The organism is Spongiibacter pelagi, assembly GCF_014705705.1.
GTDB lineage: Bacteria > Pseudomonadota > Gammaproteobacteria > Pseudomonadales > Spongiibacteraceae > Spongiibacter > Spongiibacter pelagi.
Map to the genome: position 1 here is coordinate 258,768 of NZ_JACXLD010000004.1, position 19,795 is coordinate 278,562.

Sequence of the window (19,795 nt, forward strand, 5' to 3'; positions counted from 1 at the left end):
CGAATTTCGGAAATGTGGGCAGTTTCAAATCAATCATTTTTAGACAATGAGTCCCATCTACCGTTACGTTTGCGGATGATCGTTATTGGAAAGACTCTTTTTGCTCCTAGAGCTTCAAATTTTTCTGCCTCGACCATTGGTATGCCCCCATCGACTTCAATCAGCTTAGCTCTTACTGATTCACCGGGCACAATCAGTGGGTACGGATTCGATAACCACAACCAGCTCCCATAAAATCCATTCTCGGATTGAGAGTTGAATTGAGGCACTGTTAATCCGCCCCGTCTGTGCTTGCCACCTGATAGCAAAATGTCGATTTTCCAATGCACACCTGACAGGAATGTAAAATCCTCTTCAGACATTTCGATCAGGCAGTCGTAATCCGGCTCAACCATTTGCGTCATGAAGTTATTCCTTAAGTAGCTGGTCGAAGCTGCTTTAGTTGCTCTTGATATTTCACCTCATTGTTCTCTTTTAACTTCGCCAAATTCTGAAGTTTCCAGTGGACTGATGGGTACTCACCCTAATGGTTCTCAGACCAACCGGGTTCTAGGCGTAGTACTCAGTTAGTCATCCGCTCGAAAGCACAATGGCAGTGGGCTGACGAAATAGAAGGCGGTTTATTTTGTTGTCATTTTGGGAACTCATAGTACCTGTGTAGGTAAAAATATAAACTTACACAACCGACTTGGTTTAAATAATATTTAATACAGGTACTAAAAGTGCCTGTTTTTTTAAAATTGATAATCCTGCTTAGCGGCAAATAATGAGTAGAGTAGACTTCGGGGCTTTTTTTGGTTTGTATTTACCCTCACAGATTTCATTTCTAGCAGGCAAACAATGTACGCAGAACACGAAGAACACTATATCCACCGGCAGGGCTGGTTACGTGCGGCGGTTTTGGGCGCCAATGATGGCATTGTTTCTACTGCGAGCTTGTTGGTCGGTATGGCCTCTGCGCACAGTTCGCCGCAGACGATTTTGATCGCTGGGGTTGCCGGTTTGGTTGCTGGGGCCTTGTCGATGGCGGCGGGGGAGTTTGTGTCGGTAAGTTCTCAGGCGGATATTGAGCGAGCTGATCTAGCTCGCGAAGAGCGCGCGCATCGAAAATATCCAGAGCAAGAGTTGGCGGAGTTGGCGGAGATTTATCGAGCTCGAGGTCTTGAGGCTGGGATGGCGCTGGAGGTAGCGAAACAGCTCACAGAGCATGATGCGTTGGAGGCTCATGCCCGTGATGAGTTGGGTTTGAGTGAGGCTAATGCAGCAAGGCCTTTGCAAGCCGCTTTTGCCTCGGCGCTTGCGTTTGCCTGTGGTGCGATTTTTCCGTTGTTGGCGGCGGTGTTTGCGCCGCTTGAATATACGGCTTTGGCGATAGTTCTCGTTGCTTTGTTGGCATTATTGGTAACGGGGAGTCTTGCCGCCTCTGCGGGTGGTGCTCAGCGCCTCCGAGCCATTGCCCGTGTGACTAGCTGGGGAGCGCTGGCAATGGGATTAACCGCTATAGCGGGCAAGGTTGTGGGGGCGTAGAGTTCGAATTTAGCTAAACGTTTTCGCCCAAGCTTTTTCTTAAATGGGTGAAATTTAATAGCGTGTGATCTTCCCATAGTTGTACGAGATAGGGCAGCGCGCTAATCCCTTCTATGCCCGCTGGCAGTGCGTAATGCCGCTGGTTGTCATCAACCTCGATAACATCTTCCAGTTCCAGAAATACGGTGAGATCAGCGAGACGTTTACAGGTTTTGATCATTGAGACGAGGCATTGTTTCTGATTTTGGCCGGCCTCGCGCTCTAAGCTAGCCATTGCCGCAAGGCGTTTATGATGCGTGTTACGCACTTCGTCCCACCATGTTCCAAACTTTCCGCGCGGCTTTTGTTGCGCTGAGTAGAGCGCCTGTAATTTTTGTTGGAGTTTGTGTGCCTGGGGTTCAAAGGTGTTAATGGCGCTGCGGAATTCTTGTGCGGGAGTATTGCTGTTCGCCGAGCTTGCTGGCCCTTTTTGCGATTGCACGCTGAAGATTTGATCTTGGCGCTTTTCGATTAGGCAGAGATAGGAAAGCAGGCGTAATTCCAGTTCTTCAGCCGATTTGCTATAGGCAACGGCGTATTGGCTGGCATAGTCGCGAACGTCGGTAGCCAATTGACTGATAAGTGAATGAAGGTGAAAGAAAAGATAGTCGTGATCATCGTTTGATTTCGCCAGCTGCCGAACCGCTAGGGGAAGCTTGCTTAGGATTTGCTGGACTAATACTTCTTCGTAAGCGGTGAGGCGTTTTCTGATTTGCTCTTCAAGCTCCGATCCGTCGGCGGCGATTTCCAATTTTAGTATCGGTTGCAGAGCGTTTAGGCGGGCGTCCTTGAATTGCTCAACTAGTTTGACAATATCTTGTGAAATTTGGCGCTCAAGGGTGAGGATGCGAGTCACCGTCCACAATAAGTGGTTGGCTATTTTATTAATATTCAGGGATTTTAGCGGAATTGCCATCGCCTGAAAAAATGCTGTGCTTTCATTCATGGCTGAGTCTTCGCTAAGGAAGCGTCGTGCCGAATACGGGTTTTGCTTAAAGTCTCTAACAGGGCCAACCAAGTAGATATAACGTGTGGTGGTAATGACATCGCATTGCCGTACTTCGGCTTCGTTGGCAATTTGCTCTGCGATCAGTGGGTGGTTCCATTGTCGTAGTTCGTCGATGGGTGTCAGTCTGAAACGATAGCCAAGCATTTGATGGCGGATAAAGACTTCAATCAAATAATCTTTGATGATGCCTGTAGTTAGTCCTCGGCGAGTCTGGGGTGGCGTAAATTCCGACTCTCTTACTATCGAGACCAGTTGATCGAGATGCGCTTGTCGAACCCGATTTTTCTCCCGCTTCTGGGCTAGGTCGCTATTTGGATCAAAGCTTTCAACAATGCTCAGGCTACTTTCGAGTAGATCGGCAAAATCAAAAACATCACGCGTAATTCTTAATTCTTGGTAGGTTTTTTCCAGCTTATTGATAATGGAATGAAGCTGGGGCGATTTAATTTCGCCACGAATTTCAGTGGGAGAGGGGCGGCCGGGGAAAACCAGCTTTTTGGCTTGGGTGTCGAGTCTTATACCTTTTGGCGCCAAATGCCGACTAAACGCATATTTGCGTTCGACATTGCTTAAGTCTTTGAATAAGGCACTGACTTCTTTGTGCCATTCGCTATCCAGTAGCGGGTCGAGCGCTTGTAACTTGGCGGTAATGGCGGGGTTGAGGCGCGGGCGTCCGTTACTGCTTGCAGCGATTGCTGTGGCGGAGTTTGACATCGTCCTTGTCGTCATGGCGCTAATTCCCTAAGCCCGAATTTTGTGGTCTTTGAGTCTAGCTAAATCGCGGTATTTTTGGCAATGCTTTTGAACGCTTGCGCCAGCTATCGGCAATCAGGATAATTGCCGCTCTTTTTCAGGTCGCCACGACCTGCTTTCATTAAATCATGCGGCCCTTGGTAGCGGTCGCCACTGTAAAAGGATACTGCCATGCCTGTTATAACTCTCCCGGACTCCAGCAAGCGCGAATTTGATCATCCCGTTACCGTGATGGACGTTGCTGCCTCTATTGGTCCCGGTTTGGCAAAAGCTACTGTGGGTGGTCGTGTGAACGGTCAGCGGGTCGATACCTGCGAAGTGATTAGCGAGGATGCTGAGCTAACACTGTTTACACCTAAAGATGAAGACGGCCTGGAGATTATTCGCCACTCCTGCGCGCACTTATTGGGGCACGCCCTTAAGCAGCTTTGGCCCGATGCCAAAATGGCCATTGGCCCCACTATTGATACCGGCTTTTATTACGATGTCGATCTCGATCATATGCTGACCGATGAAGACATCGCCAAGCTGGAAGCGCGGATGAAAGAGCTGGCAGCGACCGGTTACGAAGTCGTTAAAAAGAAAGTTAGCTGGGAAGAAGCGCGCGCGACTTTTGAAGGCCGTGGCGAAAGCTACAAAATGGAAATTCTCGACCGCGACGTAGCCCGCGACGATCAACCCGGCCTGTATCACCACGAAGAATATATTGATATGTGCCGTGGCCCCCACGTGCCCAATATGACCTTCTGTAAGCACTTCAAATTGCTGCGGGTCAGCGGTGCCTACTGGCGCGGTGATTCCAAAAATAAAATGCTGCAACGCATTTACGGCACCGCCTTCGCCGACAAGAAACAGCTCTCGGCCCATCTCACCATGATGGAAGAGGCCACTAAGCGCGATCACCGTAAAGTCGGCAAAAAACTCGATCTGTTCCACCAGCAAGAAGAAGCGCCGGGCATGGTGTTCTGGCATCCAAAGGGCTGGACGGTTTATCAAACCATTGAACAGTACATGCGCGCTAAGCAGCGCCGTCATGGTTATAACGAGATCAAAACACCGCAGGTGGTGGATATCACCCTGTGGGAAAAATCCGGTCACGCCGATAAATTCAGCGATGGCATGTTCCGTTTAACGGCGGAAGAGCGCGAATTTGCCGTTAAGCCAATGAACTGCCCCTGTCATATTCAGGTGTTCAATCAGGGCTTGCGTTCTTACCGTGATTTGCCGCTGCGTTTGGCAGAATTCGGCAGCTGCCACCGCAATGAGCCTTCCGGCTCACTGCACGGCATTATGCGGGTGCGTGGTTTTACCCAAGATGATGCGCACATTTTCTGTACTGAAGATCAGATTCAGAGCGAAGTGGCTGAGTTTATCGATTTTCTGCATGAGGTTTATGCGGACTTTGGTTTTAGCGAAGTGATTTATCGTCTTTCAACTCGCCCTGAGCAACGAGTGGGTAGCGATGCCGATTGGGATCGTGCCGAGCAGGCCTTGGCTTTGGCGCTCGACAGCAAGCAATTGCCTTGGGAAGAGTTGCCCGGCGAAGGTGCTTTTTATGGCCCCAAAATTGAGTTTTCTCTAAAAGACTGTATCGGCCGGGTGTGGCAGTTGGGCACTATTCAGGTCGATTTCTCTATGCCGGGTCGTCTTGGCGCGCAGTATGTTGATGAAGATGGTGCGCGCAAAACGCCAGTGATGTTGCACCGCGCAATTTTGGGTTCTTTTGAGCGCTTTATTGGGATTTTGATCGAACATTATGAGGGCGCTTTCCCGCTTTGGCTGGCCCCCGTTCAGGCGGTAATTAGTCCAATTACGGATAAACAGGCCGATTTTGCCTCAGAAGTGCAAGAATTCCTGTCAGAACACGGGTTTAGAGTCGAAACAGACTTGAGAAATGAGAAAATCGGCTTTAAAATCCGCGAGCACACAATCCAGAAGGTTCCTTACCTGTTTGTCGTCGGTGACAAAGAGGTGGAATCTCGTACTATTTCAGTACGCACAAAGAGTGGCGAGGATCTAGGTTCAGTCTCAATGGAGGCGTTAAAAAACCTGCTCGCTGAAGGTGTGGCCCAGCGTGGCCGCGCAAATACGGAGAATTAGCAATCAAACGAGATGATGGAAAAGGACGCAGCAAGCGTCTGCCGACGAACGACGAAATTGAAGCAAGAGAAGTTCGCTTAATCGGTGCCGATGGTAGCCAGGTTGGTATTGTTTCTATAGATGAGGCCATAAAGGCCGCTGAAGAAGCCCAACTGGATCTTGTACAAATTGCTGATTCTGACCCCGTAGTCTGCAAAATCATGGACTACGGTAAGCATGTTTTCGAGGCCAAAAAGCAACAAGCTGCGGCTAAGAAAAAACAGGTTCGTACTCAGGTTAAGGAAATCAAATTCCGGCCTGGAACGGATGAAGGGGATTATCAGGTAAAACTGCGCAACCTGATACGTTTCCTTGAGCATGGGGATAAAGCCAAGGTGACCTTGCGTTACCGCGGTCGTGAGATGGCCCACCAGGAACTTGGCCTGCAGTTGCTACAGCGAGTGGAAGCAGACCTCGCTGAATACGGTGCTGTAGAGCAGTTTCCAAAAATGGAAGGTCGTCAGGCAACCATGGTAATTGCCCCGAAAAAGAAAAAGCAGTGAGCTCATAGGGCCTGCTTTATTTGTAATTTACAAATGCGGAGTATCTAAACGATGCCAAAAATCAAAGTACACAGTGGGGCTGCAAAACGCTTCAAAAAAACCGGAAGCGGTTACAAGCGTAAAAGCGCTCATAAGAGTCACATCCTGACCAAGATGACTACCAAGCGTAAGCGTCAGCTGCGTGGTACCAGTGCCGTCCATAAATCGGACAAGGTATTGGTAGATCGCATGTTGCGCGCCATTTAATTCGCCGTCATCAACGTATTTAAAAGGAAGAGACTATGCCTCGCGTAAAACGTGGTGTGACTGCACACCGTCGCCATAAAAAAATTCTGAAGCAAGCTAAAGGCTACTACGGTGCGCGTTCGCGTATTTACCGTGTTGCCAAGCAAGCGGTAATCAAAGCTGGTCAATATGCGTACCGTGACCGTCGCGCCAAGAAGCGCACTTTCCGCGCGCTGTGGATCACCCGTATCAATGCGGCTTCTCGTGCCAATGGCCTGAGCTACAGCCGTCTGATCGCTGGTCTGAAGAAAGCGGATATCGCATTGGACCGTCGCGTTCTGGCTGACCTGGCCGTACATGACAAAGCTGCTTTTGCTGCTGTGGTTGATCGCGCAAAAACCGCACTGGCCTAAGACTGTTGCCGCGTAAGCGGCGCAGTTATGCAATTTGAAATAGGGAAAGGGTGCACAGCTCTTTCCCTATTTTGTTTTTAGATTCGAAAAAAGTGTACATGGGAACGCATTATGCAAAATCTTGAGGCCCTGAGAGCTGAGGCAGCGGACAAAATCGCGGCAGCCGAAGACGCGCAGGCACTGGATCAGGTACGGGTTGAGTATCTGGGCAAAAAAGGCTGTATTACTGAATTGCTGAAAGGGCTTGGTGCGCTGTCAGCGGAAGAGCGGCCAGCCGCCGGCGCAGAAATTAACAAGGTTAAGCAGGCGCTATCAGAGCAGATTAACGAGCGTAAAGCCCTGCTGGAGCAAGCGGCAATCGATGCGCGCTTGGCCGCCGAAACCATCGATGTGACCCTGCCGGGTCGCGGTCAGGATCTGGGTGGCTTGCACCCGGTTAGCCGCACCATCGAGCGTATCAGCGAGTTCTTTGCCAATATCGGTTTTGATATTGTTGAAGGTCCGGAAATTGAGGACGACTACCACAATTTCGAAGCCCTCAATATTCCCGCACATCATCCTGCGCGCGCCATGCACGATACTTTCTATGTTGAAGAGGGTACGGTACTGCGCACCCATACTTCACCGGTACAGGTACGGGTGATGGAGTCGCAAACGCCGCCGCTGAAATTGATCTGCCCCGGCCGCGTGTATCGCTGTGACTCCGATTTAACCCACACGCCAATGTTCCATCAGGTCGAAGGCCTGTTGGTGACGGAATACTGCAGCTTTGCTGACCTCAAGGGCATGCTCGAATCTTTCCTGCGCGCCTTTTTTGAAAAAGAGTTGGCGGTGCGTTTTCGCCCCTCATATTTCCCCTTTACCGAGCCCTCCGCTGAAGTCGATATTCAGTGCGTAATGTGCGGTGGCGAAGGTTGTCGCGTTTGTAGCCAAACGGGTTGGATTGAGATTCTGGGCTGCGGCATGGTGCATCCCAAGGTTTTCGAATACTCGAAGATCGACACTGAAAAATACACCGGCTTTGCCTTTGGTCTGGGTGTCGAGCGCTTGGCCATGCTGCGTTATGGGGTGAATGACTTACGTCTTTTCTTTGAAAACGACCTGCGTTTTCTGGCGCAATTTCGCTAGGCATACACCAAAACACAACAGATTCTGGACAGATTTAAACAATGAAATTCAGTGAAAAATGGCTACGCGAGTGGGTCAATCCGGAAATTGACAGCGACACTCTGGCGGCACAATTAACCATGGCTGGCTTGGAAGTAGATGCGTTGGAGCCCGTTGCCGGAGCCTTTAGCGGTGTCGTGGTGGCGGAAATCCTGAGTGCAGAACCGCATCCCGATGCCCAGAAACTGCAAGTTTGCAAGGTCAATGATGGCGTAGAAACTCTGCAAATTGTTTGCGGCGCGGCCAATGCTCGTCCCGGCATTAAAATTCCCTGCGCCCGTGTTGGTGCGGTATTGCCCGGTGATTTCAAAATCAAAAAAGCCAAGCTGCGCGGCGTAGAATCCTTTGGGATGCTCTGTGCCGAGCAAGAGCTGGGTATGGCGGAGTCTTCCGATGGCCTGATGGAGTTGGCTGCCGATGCGCCGGTTGGTACGGATATTCGTGAATATCTGCAACTGGACGACAATCTTTTCGAATTGGGGCTGACCCCAAACCGGGCGGATTGCCTGAGTGTTCGCGGCATTGCCCGCGAAGTCGCCGTTCTGAATAAAATCCCCTTCGTTGAGCCAGAATTTGCGCCGGTAGCCGCCGCTATTGAAGATGTCTTACCCGTTCAAATCGACGCGGGCGAAGATTGCCCACGTTACGTTGGTCGTGTGGTGCGCGGTATTGATATCGCCAAGCCAAGCCCGTTGTGGCTGCAAGAGAAACTTCGTCGCAGTGGCTTGCGCAGCATTGATGCCGTAGTCGATATTACCAATCTGGTCTTGCTCGAGCTGGGTCAGCCGATGCATGCCTTTGATCTTGAGAAGCTAAGCGGCGGCATTGTGGTGCGCAAAGCAACGGAAGGCGAAAAACTGACGCTATTAGACGAACAGGAAATCGAGCTGCGTGCTGATAGCCTTGTGATCGCGGATCAAACAAAGCCATTGGCACTGGCCGGTATTATGGGTGGTCTTGATTCAAGTGTTGGCGATCAGACTCGTGACCTGTTCCTTGAGGCCGCCTTCTTTGCGCCAGATAAGCTCGCCGGACGTGCGCGTAGCTACGGTCTGCATACTGACTCTTCACATCGCTTTGAGCGGGGTGTGGATTACGCATTAGCCGAGCGCGCTATTGAGCGTGCGACTCAGCTGATTATTGAAATTTGTGGCGGTCAGGCTGGGCCTACCATCAAACAAAACGGTGCAGAAATTCCAGAACCGCAGGCGATTACGCTGCGCGCTGCGCGTATTAAGCGCATGTTGGGTATGTCACTCCCTAATGATGAAGTTGTTAATATTATCAGTGGCTTAGGACTAGATATTAAAGCAGAAGGAGAGGGCTGGAAGGTCTTTTCTGCCAGTTGGCGCTTCGATATTGCAATTGAAGAAGACCTGCTCGAAGAGCTTGCTCGAATCTACGGCTACAACCGTTTGCCGGTCACACCCATGAGCGCCAATCTGGAGATTATTCCCAAACCAGAAAAATTGCGCCCACAGTCTCAAATCAGACGCCAGTTGGTTGCGCGCGGCTATCAAGAAGCGGTGACGTACAGCTTTATCGACCCCGCACTGCACGAAATCGTCTCAGAAGGCGGTGGTATCGAGCTAATGAATCCTATTAGCGCGGATATGGCCATTATGCGCGATTCGCTGTTTCCTGGTTTGTTGAAAACCGCAGAATACAACAGCAAGCGCCAGCAACAGCGGGTACGCTTGTTTGAAATCGGCCTGCGATTCAATGGCAAAGCGGCGGGCGAGCAAATTCCGACATTGGCTGGTTTGATCACTGGCCGGCGTTCACCGGAAAGCTGGAATGAGTCTGGTGAGCTGGTAGATTTCTTTGACCTTAAGGGCGACCTGGAAGCGCTGCTGGCACTATCGCCGTCCAGCGTGAGCTATGTCGCGGGTTCGCGCAAAGCCTTACACCCCGGTCAAAGTGCTCAGATTGTAGTCAGTGACAAGGCTGTGGGTTGGATCGGAGCCCTGCACCCCAGTGTGCAAGCTAAGTTGGACATGCCGAATTCGGTTTATCTGTTCGAAATTGATCTGGCGGTACTGACTGAAAATCGTGTGCCTAAATTTGAGCCGCTGTCGAAATTCCCAGAAGTTCGCCGCGATATTGCGGTGATCGTACCTAAAGCCGTCGCGGCTCAAGCGCTGTTAGATTGCGTTAAAAAGGCGGCGGGTGAACAGCTTCACAACTTGAGACTGTTTGATATTTATCAAGGTAAAGGTATTGATCCAGAACGAAAAAGTATTGCACTAGGCTTGACGTTTAGGGATTCATCGCGCACCCTTAATGAGGAAGAAGTCAGTCAATCTGTTGCGGCGGTTGTCGACGCTCTGCAGCAGGACTTAGGTGCAACGCTCAGGAACTGATCTAAAGGAAATGTGACATGACCTCCCTCACAAAGGCGGAAATGGCTGAGAAACTCTACGAGGAACTCGGTTTTAATAAACGTGAGGCAAAAGAACTGGTTGAGTTATTTTTCGAGCAGATTCGCCATTGCCTGGAAGATAATGAGCAAGTGAAAATTTCTGGTTTTGGAAACTTCGACCTGCGTGACAAAAGTCAGCGCCCCGGTCGAAATCCCAAAACCGGCGAGGAAATTCCCATTTCTGCACGGCGTGTGGTCACTTTCCGTCCAGGCCAGAAGTTGAAATCCAGGGTGGAAGATTATGCTGGAACCAAGTCATAACGATGAGCTGCCCCCCATTCCGGGGAAGCGCTATTTTACAATCGGTGAAGTCAGTGAGCTGTGTGCGGTTAAACCACACGTTTTGCGTTACTGGGAGCAAGAATTCCCGCAACTGGCTCCGGTAAAGCGGCGTGGAAATCGCCGCTACTATCAACACCAAGACGTGTTGATGATTCGTCAGATCAGAAGTCTGCTTTACGAGCAGGGTTACACCATTGGCGGCGCTCGTCAGCGCATGTCTGGCGAGTCTGCAAAAGATGAGTCAACCCAGGCTAAGCAATTGATTCGACAGATGATTGGTGAACTTGAAGAATTGTCGAAAGTTCTTAAAAGATAGTTCACAGCTTTGTCATCTTCGGGTATGATGCCCAACCTCAAATCGGGGCGTAGCGCAGTCTGGTAGCGCACCACACTGGGGGTGTGGGGGTCGCAGGTTCGAATCCTGCCGTTCCGACCATATCTTAAAAGGCCGCTCATTAGAGTGGCCTTTTTTGTTTCTGCGAAATCTTGCGCCTTTTAAGTAGCTCTTTGGGCTAATGACGATAACAACAGGCCAGTTGTTGCCGATCGATCAAAAAAACCACATAGATTCCCCCGGCTAAAGCCGGGGTTCTTACCGTTACAGCTCCATTCGGAGCTGATCTGAATCCTTTCGTCCTTGGTACTCAACGTAGCGACGAATGACGTGTTCATCTATTCCTACGCTGCTGACGAAGTATCCTGGCGACCAAACTACATTTTCTTTCCAATAAACTTTGGATAACCACTTAAAGGTCTTACGCATGTGGGACGCCGATCGGCCTTTTAGCTGCCCCATTACATCAGCTATCGCATATTTCGGCGGGATTTCCATAACCATGTGCAGATGATCTTGATCAAAGTCGATCGTCTCTATCGTAACGCCAGGCATACTTCTCAGCAGCTTCGGGAGTACTACCCGCAGATAGTCCTCGACGAAAGGCTTCAGTATCCGCCGCCTGTATTTGGTTACCCAAATAACGTGATATTGGAGGCGATAAACCCCATGTGCCGAATAGCCAACTTCCATCTGGCTACAATACAGCCGGCGGGCTCATTCATCCACGGTGCATATTCCGCCCCAACCTGAACACCGATTCCGGACGAACGTGAACACCCATTCCGATCCATCGTGAACGCTGATTCCGGCGCAACGTGAACACTTTTACCGGGATCTCCGGAATCATTGTTCATCTTCCCGGAACCGGCGTTCACGTTGTACCGGAATCCCGCTCAACGCATTGATTTTCTTTGAATTTGCTAACCTCTCCGCTTTTTCCGGAGGGGCCATGCCAGCCAAGAGGATCACCATGCGTAACATCCGTGAAGTGCTGCGGCTTCGACTCGCCGCCAACCTGTCACTGCGGCAAATCAGCGCCAGTACCAAGACCAGCCTCGGCGCCATCCAGAAACTGGTGGCGCGAGCCGAGGAACTTTCCCTGACGTGGCCGTTGCCGGCCCAGCTCGACGATACCGCTCTGGCCAAGCTGTTTTATCCACAAGCTGATGCCACTGTATCCGACCGTTATCACGTCCCCGACTGGGCCAGCGCCCATCAGGAACTCAAACGCAAGGGCATGACCAAGCAGCTCTTGTGGGAGGAGCACACCGAGCAGTTTCCCAACCGTTGCTACAGCTACTCTCAGTTCTGCGATCTCTACCGGCAGTGGGGCAAACGGCAGAAGCGTTCCATGCGCCAGATCCACAAGGCAGGCGAGAAGTGCTTTGTGGATTACTGCGGACAGACGGTGCCCATCGTTAACGGCAGCACCGGCGAGATCCGCGAGGCCCAGATCCTTGTTGGTGTGCTGGGCGCTTCGAACTACACCTATGCCGAAGCTACCTTCAGTCAATCCTTGCCGGACTGGCTTGGCAGTCATACTCGCATGCTAACCTTTTTTGGCGGTTGTCCCGCGATGATCGTGCCGGACAACCTGCGTAGCGGCGTCAGCCGTGCCTGTCGTTATGATCCCGATCTCAACCCCAGCTATCAGCAGTGGGCTGCACACTACCGCGTGGCCGTCGTGCCGGCTCGCCCCTACAAGCCCAAAGACAAATCCAAGGCAGAGGTCGGCGTACAAATCGTGGAGCGCTGGATTCTGGCGCGTCTGCGACGACAGACCTTCTTCTCTCTGGCAGAACTGAATCGCTGTATCCAGGCGTTGCTGCAAGAACTCAACGCCAAGCCCTTCAAGCAATTGCCCGGCAACCGGATCGAAGCCTTCCAGTCATTGGATAAGCCCGCACTGAACCCGCTACCCACCCAGGCCTACCGCTTTGTCGACATCAAGCCGGTGAAGGTCAACATTGATTACCACGTGCAATACCAACAGCATCATTACTCCGTACCGCACCACTATGTGGGTGAAACCCTGGAGCTACACGCTAGCGAATCCCTGATCACAATCTACTTCCGCCAGCGCCAGATTGCCTCCCATCCGCGCGGCCAGCGCCCCGGCACCACAACCGAAGCCGCGCACATGCCCACACGACACCGCAAACACCAGCAGTGGACACCGGGTCGTTTAAAGCAATGGGCAAGCAAGATCGGGCCGGAAACGCTTGTCTGGGTGGATGCCCAACTGCGTGCCCGCGCCCATCCGGAACAGGCCTACCGGGTCTGCCTGGGTTTACTGAACCTGAGTCGGGAATATCCTCATGAGCGCCTGAACGCTGCCTGCCACATCGCCAACCAGCAGAGCCTGCAAATCAAATCCCTGCTGCGCAGCCAGCTCGATACCTTGCCGGATCAAACCAGCCTGAACCTCTCACTGCCTCAGGATCACGACAATATCCGTGGCCCCAACCACTTCCACTGACCCGAACCGCTGAACTAACCGGAGAACCCATGACGACACAAACTCTGACACAACTGCGCCAACTCAAGCTCGGTGGCATGGCTGCCGCTTTGCAGAATCAACTGGAACACGCGGGCACCTATGACGATCTGGCTTTTATGGATCGCCTGAACCTGCTGCTGGATCACGAGAATCTGACCCGCCAGTCACGCAAGCAGGAACGCCTGGTTCGCCAGGCCCGCTTCAAATTGCACGCCACGCTGCAGGACATCGACTACCAGCATCCACGCGGGATAAAAGCCGCTGACATCGCCGCACTGGCCCAAGGCGACTGGATCAAGCGGGCTCAGAACTTACTCATTACCGGCCCCTGTGGCAGCGGCAAAACCTACCTCGCCTGCGCCCTCGGCCATAACGCCTGTCTGCACGACTACAGCGTCCGCTACTACCGACTGTCGCGCCTTCTGCTTGCCCTGACCCAGGCCAAAGCCGACGGCAGCTATCACAAGCAGCTCGCTCTGCTGGCAAAAATTGATTTGCTGGTCATCGACGATTGGGGGTTGGAGCCACTGACGGCAGCGCATCGCAACGATCTGATGGAGATCATGGATGACCGCCATGGCCACCGCTCGACGCTCATGATTAGCCAGCTACCCACCGATCAGTGGTATGCCAGTATCGGCGACAACACTCTGGCCGACGCTATTCTCGACCGACTGATGCACAACGCACACCGGCTGACACTGAAAGGAGAATCGATGAGAAAAATACTCGGTCGGTTGACCGATGATGAACACCTGAGATAAAAACACGAACCGATCAGGCGTTGGGCATTTAGGTGTTCACGTTCCGCCGGATCAGGTGTTCATGTTCGCCGGAATACGCACACGGGTAAACCCGTGGTGTTCTGTCCGCTTCGCGGCCGCGTGCATAAATAGTAATAACCCCTTATTTTTCAATGCAATTATTCTTGTATTTTGGTAGGGCGGCCTATAAATTCGGTTAGGCTTGTACCAGATTGCTATTTGTTTCAGTTTTTAGATAAAATTACTGGCTTTTTTGTCACCTAACAAAAGGAATTGTCGGTGAATATAGAGCAGAAAAAATCTATTACTGCGAGCTTGTATGACAAAGTTTTGCAAACTGCGAATGAATTGCTGCAAAGCGCAAAGAAATTTCATATAAGTTATCTGCAATCAAAGTCAGACCCAACTTACGAAGAAATTGCTGAGTTGATCGATGATGTTTGTAAGATCATTGTGGTTCTTTGCGAAGATGTAGATGAGCCCGAGTTGGGGGCTAAAGCTTTTGAATATTGTGCGTATGTAAAAAACATGGCAATTGCCATTAAAGAGGGCGATGAAACCGCGCTTGAAAGATACGTAGAAGAGCTTGATAGAAAGTCTTTTTTATAAAACAGGGACGCTCAGGAGGGCATGTTATGAATGACATCGAGTTTATGAGGCTAGCAAAATTAGCCAATGATCAGTTGGATCGAATTTCTGATCTGATCAAAAAAGGCAGAAAAGATGCCAAGAATCGCGCAGAGTCTAAGCGCGTCAAAAAAGCCGCCTAATCAAGTTTATGTCTAAAAGCCCCGCCATCGAGTGGGGCTTTTTCTTAACCACTTTCCAAATTATTACTCCTTTAAATTCAATATCTTTCATCCAAGCGCCGTTCCGCAGCGTAAGAGTTCTCGACAACAAGCTGGCTGAGTAGTTTTGCTATTCATGACTCAACAATAGGTTGTGCCTTGTGCGGCCTATTTCATTGATGCCTAGTCGTTAATTTCACCATTTGAGAACCAATATGAAGCGAGTAGCCATCATCGGCAGTGGCATTTCTGGACTGTCAGCGGCGTATTACTTACAGCGAAACTACCAAGTCACCCTGTTTGAGGCGAACGATTATCTCGGTGGTCACACGGCAACCGTAGATGTTGAGGTGGCTAGCGGCACATACGCCATCGACACCGGCTTTATTGTTTTCAACGAGCGTACTTACCCCTTGTTTCTTGGCCTGCTTGATGAGATCGGGCTGGCCAAGCAAGAGACTGAAATGAGCTTCAGCGTGAGTAATCGCGTAAGTGGCTTTGAATATAACGGCCACAATCTAAATTCGCTGTTTTGTCAGCGCTCGAATCTGATCTTCCCGAAGTTTTACCGTTTCATTTTTGAAATTCTGCGCTTTAACAAGCTGGCAATCGCCGCATCGGAGCAGGGTGTTGTGAGTCCTGATTTGCGTTTGGGGGATTTTCTCGACCAGCACAAATTCTCTGAATTTTTCTGCCAGAACTATATCTTGCCCATGATTGCCGCCATCTGGTCGTCGGCTATCGCGGATGCGCGAGATTTTCCGCTGCATTTCTTTCTCAAATTCTTTGTTAATCACGGCTTGCTACAGGTGGCGAATCGCCCCCAATGGTATGTGATTCCCGGCGGAAGCCGCAGTTATATCCCACTGTTAACCCGCGAGCTTTCAGATATCCGGCTAAATACGCCAGTACTTGCGGTTGAGCGGGGTGACTCAGGCGTGCAGGTGCTGACGCCCGGCCACAGTGAGCATTTTGACGAGGTGATTTTTGCCTGTCACTCGGATCAAGCGCTTGCCATTTTGGGGGCCTCGGCAAATGCCAAGGAAAAGGCTATTTTGGGGGCGATTCCCTATCGTGACAATTCGGTGATTTTGCACACCGATGATCGACTTTTGCCGCGCCACCGTAACGGATGGGCAAGTTGGAATTTTATGTTGGCTGAGGCGGAGGATGCGCCGCCGAGTGTGACCTACAATATGAATATTTTGCAGGGAATTGATTCGCCAGAAACCTTCTGCGTATCTTTGAATCAGGATACGTTGATTAACCCCGATAAAATTTTGGGCAAGTACTGTTATGCCCATCCCCATATCAATGCCACAACCATTGCTGCACAACAGCGCCGCCATGAGATTTGCGGTGTGCAGCATACCCATTTCTGTGGCGCTTATTGGTATAACGGCTTTCATGAAGATGGTCTGCGCAGCGCGGTAGATGTGGTTAAACGCTTGGGAGTTAGCATCTAGTGAGTTCAGATGCTGTTTATCAGTCCCCATTAAAGAGTGGCGTTTATCGCGGCCGTATTCGTCATCGCCGATATTCACCCAAACCGCATGCCTTCTCGTATCCGCTTTATATGTTGGCGCTGGATTTGGATGAGCTAGAGCAGTTACAGGCTCAAGGGCAAAAGCGAATTGGAAGGTGGCTCGGTATTAATTGCTGGGCGCCCATTGCTGTGCACCGGGAAGATTATCTTCGCGGATGTCAGGGTTCTTTGAAGAAAGCATTACAAGCCAAGGTCGCAGAGTTGGGCGGCGATAGGGCACAGGTCGAGCGCGTGGTGCTGGTGTGCCAGCCGCGTTGTTTTGGTCTCTATTTCAGCCCCATTAATTTGTTTTTTTGTTACGACGCTAACGATCAAGCGGTGTATATGGTGGCCGAGGTCAGCAATACGCCGTGGAATGAGCGTCACTACTATCTGGTTCACCTGGCCACTCAGCACACCGCCCTAACGGACAAGGCCTTTCATGTATCGCCGTTTATGCCTATGGATATGCAATATCACTGGCAGGTGACGCCGCCGGCTGAGCGCTTGCGTATCAATATTGAGAATAGAAATACCGAACGAGTGTTTGACGCCACGCTGGCCATGCGCCGTTCTGAGCTTACCGCTAAAGCATTGCGTGGGGTGTTGTTGTCGCACCCCAATATGGTGCTGAGCATGTTGAAAGGCATTTATTGGCAGGCACTGCGCCTGTTTTTGAAACGAACCCCCTTACATCTTTATCCCAAGGAGTCCTGAAATGGAAGCAAGTATCAGTCTGTCCGAACTGAGTTGGCTGCAACGCCTAGCTCGGGCTCAGGTCTTCAAAGTGCTCAGCCAAGTTGAGGGTGGCGGGCTTACCCTAAAAGAGCAGGGCCAAGAATTTTTCTTTGGCGATTCAAACTCTGATCTGCAGGCAGATATTCGGGTGAATAAGCCGGAGTTTTACACCCGCATTTTGTTTGGCGGCAGCATTGCGGCGGCGGAATCCTGGGTGGATCAAGATTGGGAAAGCGATACCTTAACTCAAGTTATTCAGGTATTTGCTCGCTGTTTACCGGTGATAGAAAAACTAGAGCAGCGTTTTGCCTGGTTGCGTATGCCCGCTGAAATGATCGGTCGCTTTGTCAGACGTAATACCAAAGAGGGTAGTCGTACCAATATTGCCGCTCATTATGATCTTGGCAATGATATGTACCGCCTGTTTCTCGATCCCTATATGCAGTATTCCTCGGCGATCTTTCCGTCTTCAGCCTCAACACTGTCGGAGGCTCAAGAATATAAAATGTGGAAAATCTGCGAGGCCTTGGAACTGGGCCCCGAAGATCATTTATTGGAAATTGGTACCGGCTGGGGTGGCTTGGCCTGTTATGCCGCCAAGCATTATGGCTGTCGAGTGACCACCACCACACTGTCGGGCGAGCAGTTTAAGTTAGCTCAGCAGCGCGCGCTGGATATGGGAGTGTCAGACAAGGTTGAGTTCTTGCTAAAAGACTACCGTGATTTGGAAGGGCAGTTTGACAAGCTGGTTTCAATCGAAATGATAGAGGCGGTGGGTCACGAATTTCTTGGGCAGTACTTTAGCGCCTTAAATAATTTGTTAAAACCCGGCGGTAAATTACTGATTCAGGCGATCACCATTGCCGATCAGCGCTATGAGGCCTATCGGCGCAGCACTGATTTTATCAATCGCTATATTTTCCCCGGTGGTTGTCTGCCCTCGGTGAGTGTGATGATGGAGCAATTGCGCGCGCAAACCCGCTTTAATCTGGACTCGATTCAGAGTTATGGGCTGGATTACGCACGCACCTTGGAGGTATGGGAACAGCGTTTTAACGAAAATCACAGCGCACTGAATAGCCTCGGTTACAGCGACGATTTTCAGCGTCTTTGGCAGTTTTACTTTGCCTATTGCCAGGCGGGCTTTTTGGAAGAAACCATCAACTTAATCCACTTTCAGGCCAGCAAACAGCGTTAACACTGAATCCGCCGCTCGCCTGCGCAAATATTAGTTATTGGGGTATCATGCTTCTTTGATTAAGCCTGTTTAAGAAGCGATACCCCCAATATGAAATGCACTATGGTGCCGGTAACGGCTTACCAACAAAATTGTTCTGTACTGGTTTGTGAAAAAACCGGTGATGCTGCGGTCGTTGATCCCGGTGGCGATATTGAGCGCATCGAAGCGGCCATTGAAAAATTAGGCGGCACCCTCAAAGTTATATTTCTTACCCACGGTCATATGGATCATTGCGCGGCGGCAGACGTCATGCGTAAAAAATATGGCGTAGAAATTATCGGCCCTCACAAAGAAGACGATTTCTGGATTGATAAGCTGCCCGACTGGTGTCAGATGAGCGGCTTTCCCCATGCCGATGCTTTTACTCCAGATAAATGGTTGCTTGATGGCGACACCGTTAGCTTTGGTGAGGAAACGCTAGAAGTACTGCATTGCCCCGGCCATACCCCCGGCCATGTGGTGTTTTATAGCCCTGAAAATCGCTTGGCGATTGTTGGCGATGTGCTGTTTCAAGGCTCTATCGGTCGCACCGACTTCCCCAAGGGGGATTACGACACCCTGATTAATTCCATTACCGGTAAACTCTGGCCACTTGGCGATGACGTGACTTTTATCCCCGGTCATGGCCCCACCTCGACCTTTGGTCACGAGCGCGCGACTAATCCTTTTGTCGGTTCTAAATTCGGCTAATCGTTATGAGTAATGAATTTACCCATTTTGACGCCAAAGGCGATGCCGTCATGGTGGATGTCAGTGAGAAAGACATTACCGAACGGATTGCTGAAGCGGCGGGCTCGGTGTCAATGAAGCCGGAAACCTTGGCCATGATTGCCCGAGGTGATCATAAAAAGGGCGACGTCTTGGCGGTGGCGCGTATCGCGGGTATTCAGGGGGCAAAAAAATGCCCGGACCTGATTCCGCTGTGTCATCCCTTGATGTTGTCCTCGGTGAAATTGGAATTTCAATTAAACGAGGCGGACAGCAAAGTTGAAATCCGCTCGCGTTGTAAACTTTCAGCCCAAACTGGCGTTGAAATGGAAGCGCTAACGGCGGTTTCCGTGGCGGCACTGACTATCTATGATATGTGTAAAGCCGTGGATAAGGGCATGGAGATCGGTGAAATTCGCCTGCTCAGCAAATCCGGCGGCCGCTCCGGTGATTGGTTTGCCGAGGACAAAGCGCCGTGATTAAGGTCTTATTTTTTGCCCGTCTGCGGGAAGAGTTGGCCTGCGATTCTTTGTCCGTGGACTTTGCCGGGAGCGTTGCAGAATTAAAAGCAGCATTGCTCGAGCGCGGTGTCGCGTGGTCCGCCCTTGAAGCCGACAATATTGTTTGCGCGGTGAATCAGTCTGTCGCCAAAGACAGTCAAATAATCCAGGCCGGTGATGAAGTGGCATTTTATCCTCCGGTAACGGGCGGTTAGT

Annotated in this window: 22 protein-coding genes and 1 tRNA gene; 20 read left to right on the top strand and 3 right to left on the bottom strand. The window is 50.9% G+C overall.

The window, feature by feature from the left end:
• Positions 1–29 precede the first annotated feature (29 nt).
• On the bottom strand, positions 30–404 hold the full coding sequence (locus IB286_RS09205) for a hypothetical protein (RefSeq protein ID WP_190764738.1): 375 nt from the start codon (positions 402–404) through the stop codon (positions 30–32).
• A 436-nt stretch (positions 405–840) separates the two neighbouring features.
• On the opposite strand from IB286_RS09205, the gene IB286_RS09210 reads away from it, so the two are divergent.
• Positions 841–1,527: a VIT1/CCC1 transporter family protein gene (locus tag IB286_RS09210; protein WP_190764740.1), complete on the top strand. Its 687-nt coding sequence runs from the start codon at positions 841–843 to the stop codon at positions 1,525–1,527.
• Positions 1,528–1,540: 13 nt separating this feature from the next.
• Here IB286_RS09210 and IB286_RS09215 read toward each other — a convergent pair whose 3' ends face one another.
• Positions 1,541–3,304 (bottom strand): hypothetical protein, encoded by a 1,764-nt coding sequence (locus IB286_RS09215; protein ID WP_190764742.1) that lies wholly within the window; start codon positions 3,302–3,304, stop codon positions 1,541–1,543.
• A gap of 195 nt (positions 3,305–3,499) precedes the next feature.
• On the opposite strand from IB286_RS09215, the gene thrS reads away from it, so the two are divergent.
• The 9 genes from thrS (at position 3,500) to IB286_RS09260 (ending at position 10,915) form a co-directional block, all read left to right on the top strand.
• Positions 3,500–5,428 carry a threonine--tRNA ligase gene (gene thrS, locus IB286_RS09220; RefSeq protein ID WP_190764744.1) on the top strand — a complete coding sequence of 643 codons (1,929 nt, stop codon included), beginning with the start codon at positions 3,500–3,502 and terminating at the stop codon, positions 5,426–5,428.
• A 38-nt stretch (positions 5,429–5,466) separates the two neighbouring features.
• On the top strand, positions 5,467–5,970 hold the full coding sequence (gene infC / locus IB286_RS09225) for a translation initiation factor IF-3 (RefSeq protein ID WP_223826291.1): 504 nt from the start codon (positions 5,467–5,469) through the stop codon (positions 5,968–5,970).
• A gap of 51 nt (positions 5,971–6,021) precedes the next feature.
• Positions 6,022–6,216, top strand: coding sequence for a 50S ribosomal protein L35 (gene rpmI, locus IB286_RS09230; protein ID WP_190764746.1), 195 nt, complete (start codon positions 6,022–6,024; stop codon positions 6,214–6,216).
• A gap of 35 nt (positions 6,217–6,251) precedes the next feature.
• Positions 6,252–6,608 carry a 50S ribosomal protein L20 gene (rplT, locus tag IB286_RS09235; RefSeq protein WP_190764748.1) on the top strand — a complete coding sequence of 119 codons (357 nt, stop codon included), beginning with the start codon at positions 6,252–6,254 and terminating at the stop codon, positions 6,606–6,608.
• Between the two features lie 111 nt (positions 6,609–6,719).
• Positions 6,720–7,736, top strand: a complete 1,017-nt coding sequence (gene pheS / locus IB286_RS09240; protein WP_223826252.1) for a phenylalanine--tRNA ligase subunit alpha — start codon at positions 6,720–6,722, stop codon at positions 7,734–7,736.
• A gap of 41 nt (positions 7,737–7,777) precedes the next feature.
• Positions 7,778–10,138 carry a phenylalanine--tRNA ligase subunit beta gene (gene pheT, locus IB286_RS09245; protein ID WP_190764750.1) on the top strand — a complete coding sequence of 787 codons (2,361 nt, stop codon included), beginning with the start codon at positions 7,778–7,780 and terminating at the stop codon, positions 10,136–10,138.
• Positions 10,139–10,155: 17 nt separating this feature from the next.
• Entirely contained in the window at positions 10,156–10,458 is a 303-nt protein-coding gene (gene ihfA, locus IB286_RS09250) for an integration host factor subunit alpha (RefSeq protein ID WP_190764752.1), read from the top strand.
• Complete coding sequence (locus IB286_RS09255) at positions 10,439–10,795, top strand: MerR family transcriptional regulator (protein WP_190764754.1); 357 nt, start codon at positions 10,439–10,441, stop codon at positions 10,793–10,795. The genes ihfA and IB286_RS09255 overlap by 20 nt, the downstream gene beginning before the upstream one ends.
• 43 nt (positions 10,796–10,838) lie before the next feature.
• Positions 10,839–10,915, top strand: a tRNA-Pro gene (locus IB286_RS09260).
• A 162-nt stretch (positions 10,916–11,077) separates the two neighbouring features.
• On the opposite strand, the gene tnpA is transcribed toward IB286_RS09260, so the two are convergent.
• A complete protein-coding gene (gene tnpA / locus IB286_RS09265; protein ID WP_190764756.1) occupies positions 11,078–11,506 on the bottom strand; it encodes an IS200/IS605 family transposase in 429 nt (142 codons plus the stop codon).
• 259 nt (positions 11,507–11,765) lie between these two features.
• Between tnpA and istA the strand changes: the two genes are divergently transcribed.
• The 10 genes from istA (at position 11,766) to moaD (ending at position 19,794) form a co-directional block, all read left to right on the top strand.
• Complete coding sequence (gene istA, locus IB286_RS09270; RefSeq protein ID WP_190764965.1) at positions 11,766–13,295, top strand: IS21 family transposase; 1,530 nt, start codon at positions 11,766–11,768, stop codon at positions 13,293–13,295.
• A gap of 29 nt (positions 13,296–13,324) precedes the next feature.
• Positions 13,325–14,080 (top strand): IS21-like element helper ATPase IstB, encoded by a 756-nt coding sequence (gene istB, locus IB286_RS09275; RefSeq protein WP_190764758.1) that lies wholly within the window; start codon positions 13,325–13,327, stop codon positions 14,078–14,080.
• 279 nt (positions 14,081–14,359) lie between these two features.
• Positions 14,360–14,689, top strand: coding sequence for a hypothetical protein (locus IB286_RS09280; RefSeq protein WP_190764761.1), 330 nt, complete (start codon positions 14,360–14,362; stop codon positions 14,687–14,689).
• Positions 14,690–14,715: 26 nt separating this feature from the next.
• Positions 14,716–14,850 carry a hypothetical protein gene (locus IB286_RS15625; RefSeq protein ID WP_263399073.1) on the top strand — a complete coding sequence of 45 codons (135 nt, stop codon included), beginning with the start codon at positions 14,716–14,718 and terminating at the stop codon, positions 14,848–14,850.
• Between the two features lie 233 nt (positions 14,851–15,083).
• A complete protein-coding gene (locus IB286_RS09285) occupies positions 15,084–16,334 on the top strand; it encodes an NAD(P)/FAD-dependent oxidoreductase (protein WP_190764762.1) in 1,251 nt (416 codons plus the stop codon).
• Positions 16,334–17,110, top strand: coding sequence for a DUF1365 domain-containing protein (locus tag IB286_RS09290; RefSeq protein ID WP_190764764.1), 777 nt, complete (start codon positions 16,334–16,336; stop codon positions 17,108–17,110). Before IB286_RS09285 ends, IB286_RS09290 begins: the two co-directional genes overlap by 1 nt.
• A 1-nt stretch (position 17,111) precedes the next feature.
• Positions 17,112–18,329 carry an SAM-dependent methyltransferase gene (locus tag IB286_RS09295; RefSeq protein WP_190764766.1) on the top strand — a complete coding sequence of 406 codons (1,218 nt, stop codon included), beginning with the start codon at positions 17,112–17,114 and terminating at the stop codon, positions 18,327–18,329.
• A 90-nt stretch (positions 18,330–18,419) separates the two neighbouring features.
• Complete coding sequence (locus IB286_RS09300; protein ID WP_190764768.1) at positions 18,420–19,061, top strand: MBL fold metallo-hydrolase; 642 nt, start codon at positions 18,420–18,422, stop codon at positions 19,059–19,061.
• Between the two features lie 5 nt (positions 19,062–19,066).
• Positions 19,067–19,558 (top strand): cyclic pyranopterin monophosphate synthase MoaC, encoded by a 492-nt coding sequence (moaC, locus tag IB286_RS09305; RefSeq protein ID WP_190764769.1) that lies wholly within the window; start codon positions 19,067–19,069, stop codon positions 19,556–19,558.
• Positions 19,555–19,794 carry a molybdopterin converting factor subunit 1 gene (gene moaD, locus IB286_RS09310; protein WP_190764770.1) on the top strand — a complete coding sequence of 80 codons (240 nt, stop codon included), beginning with the start codon at positions 19,555–19,557 and terminating at the stop codon, positions 19,792–19,794. The genes moaC and moaD overlap by 4 nt, the downstream gene beginning before the upstream one ends.
• The last annotated feature ends 1 nt before the right edge of the window (position 19,795 follow it).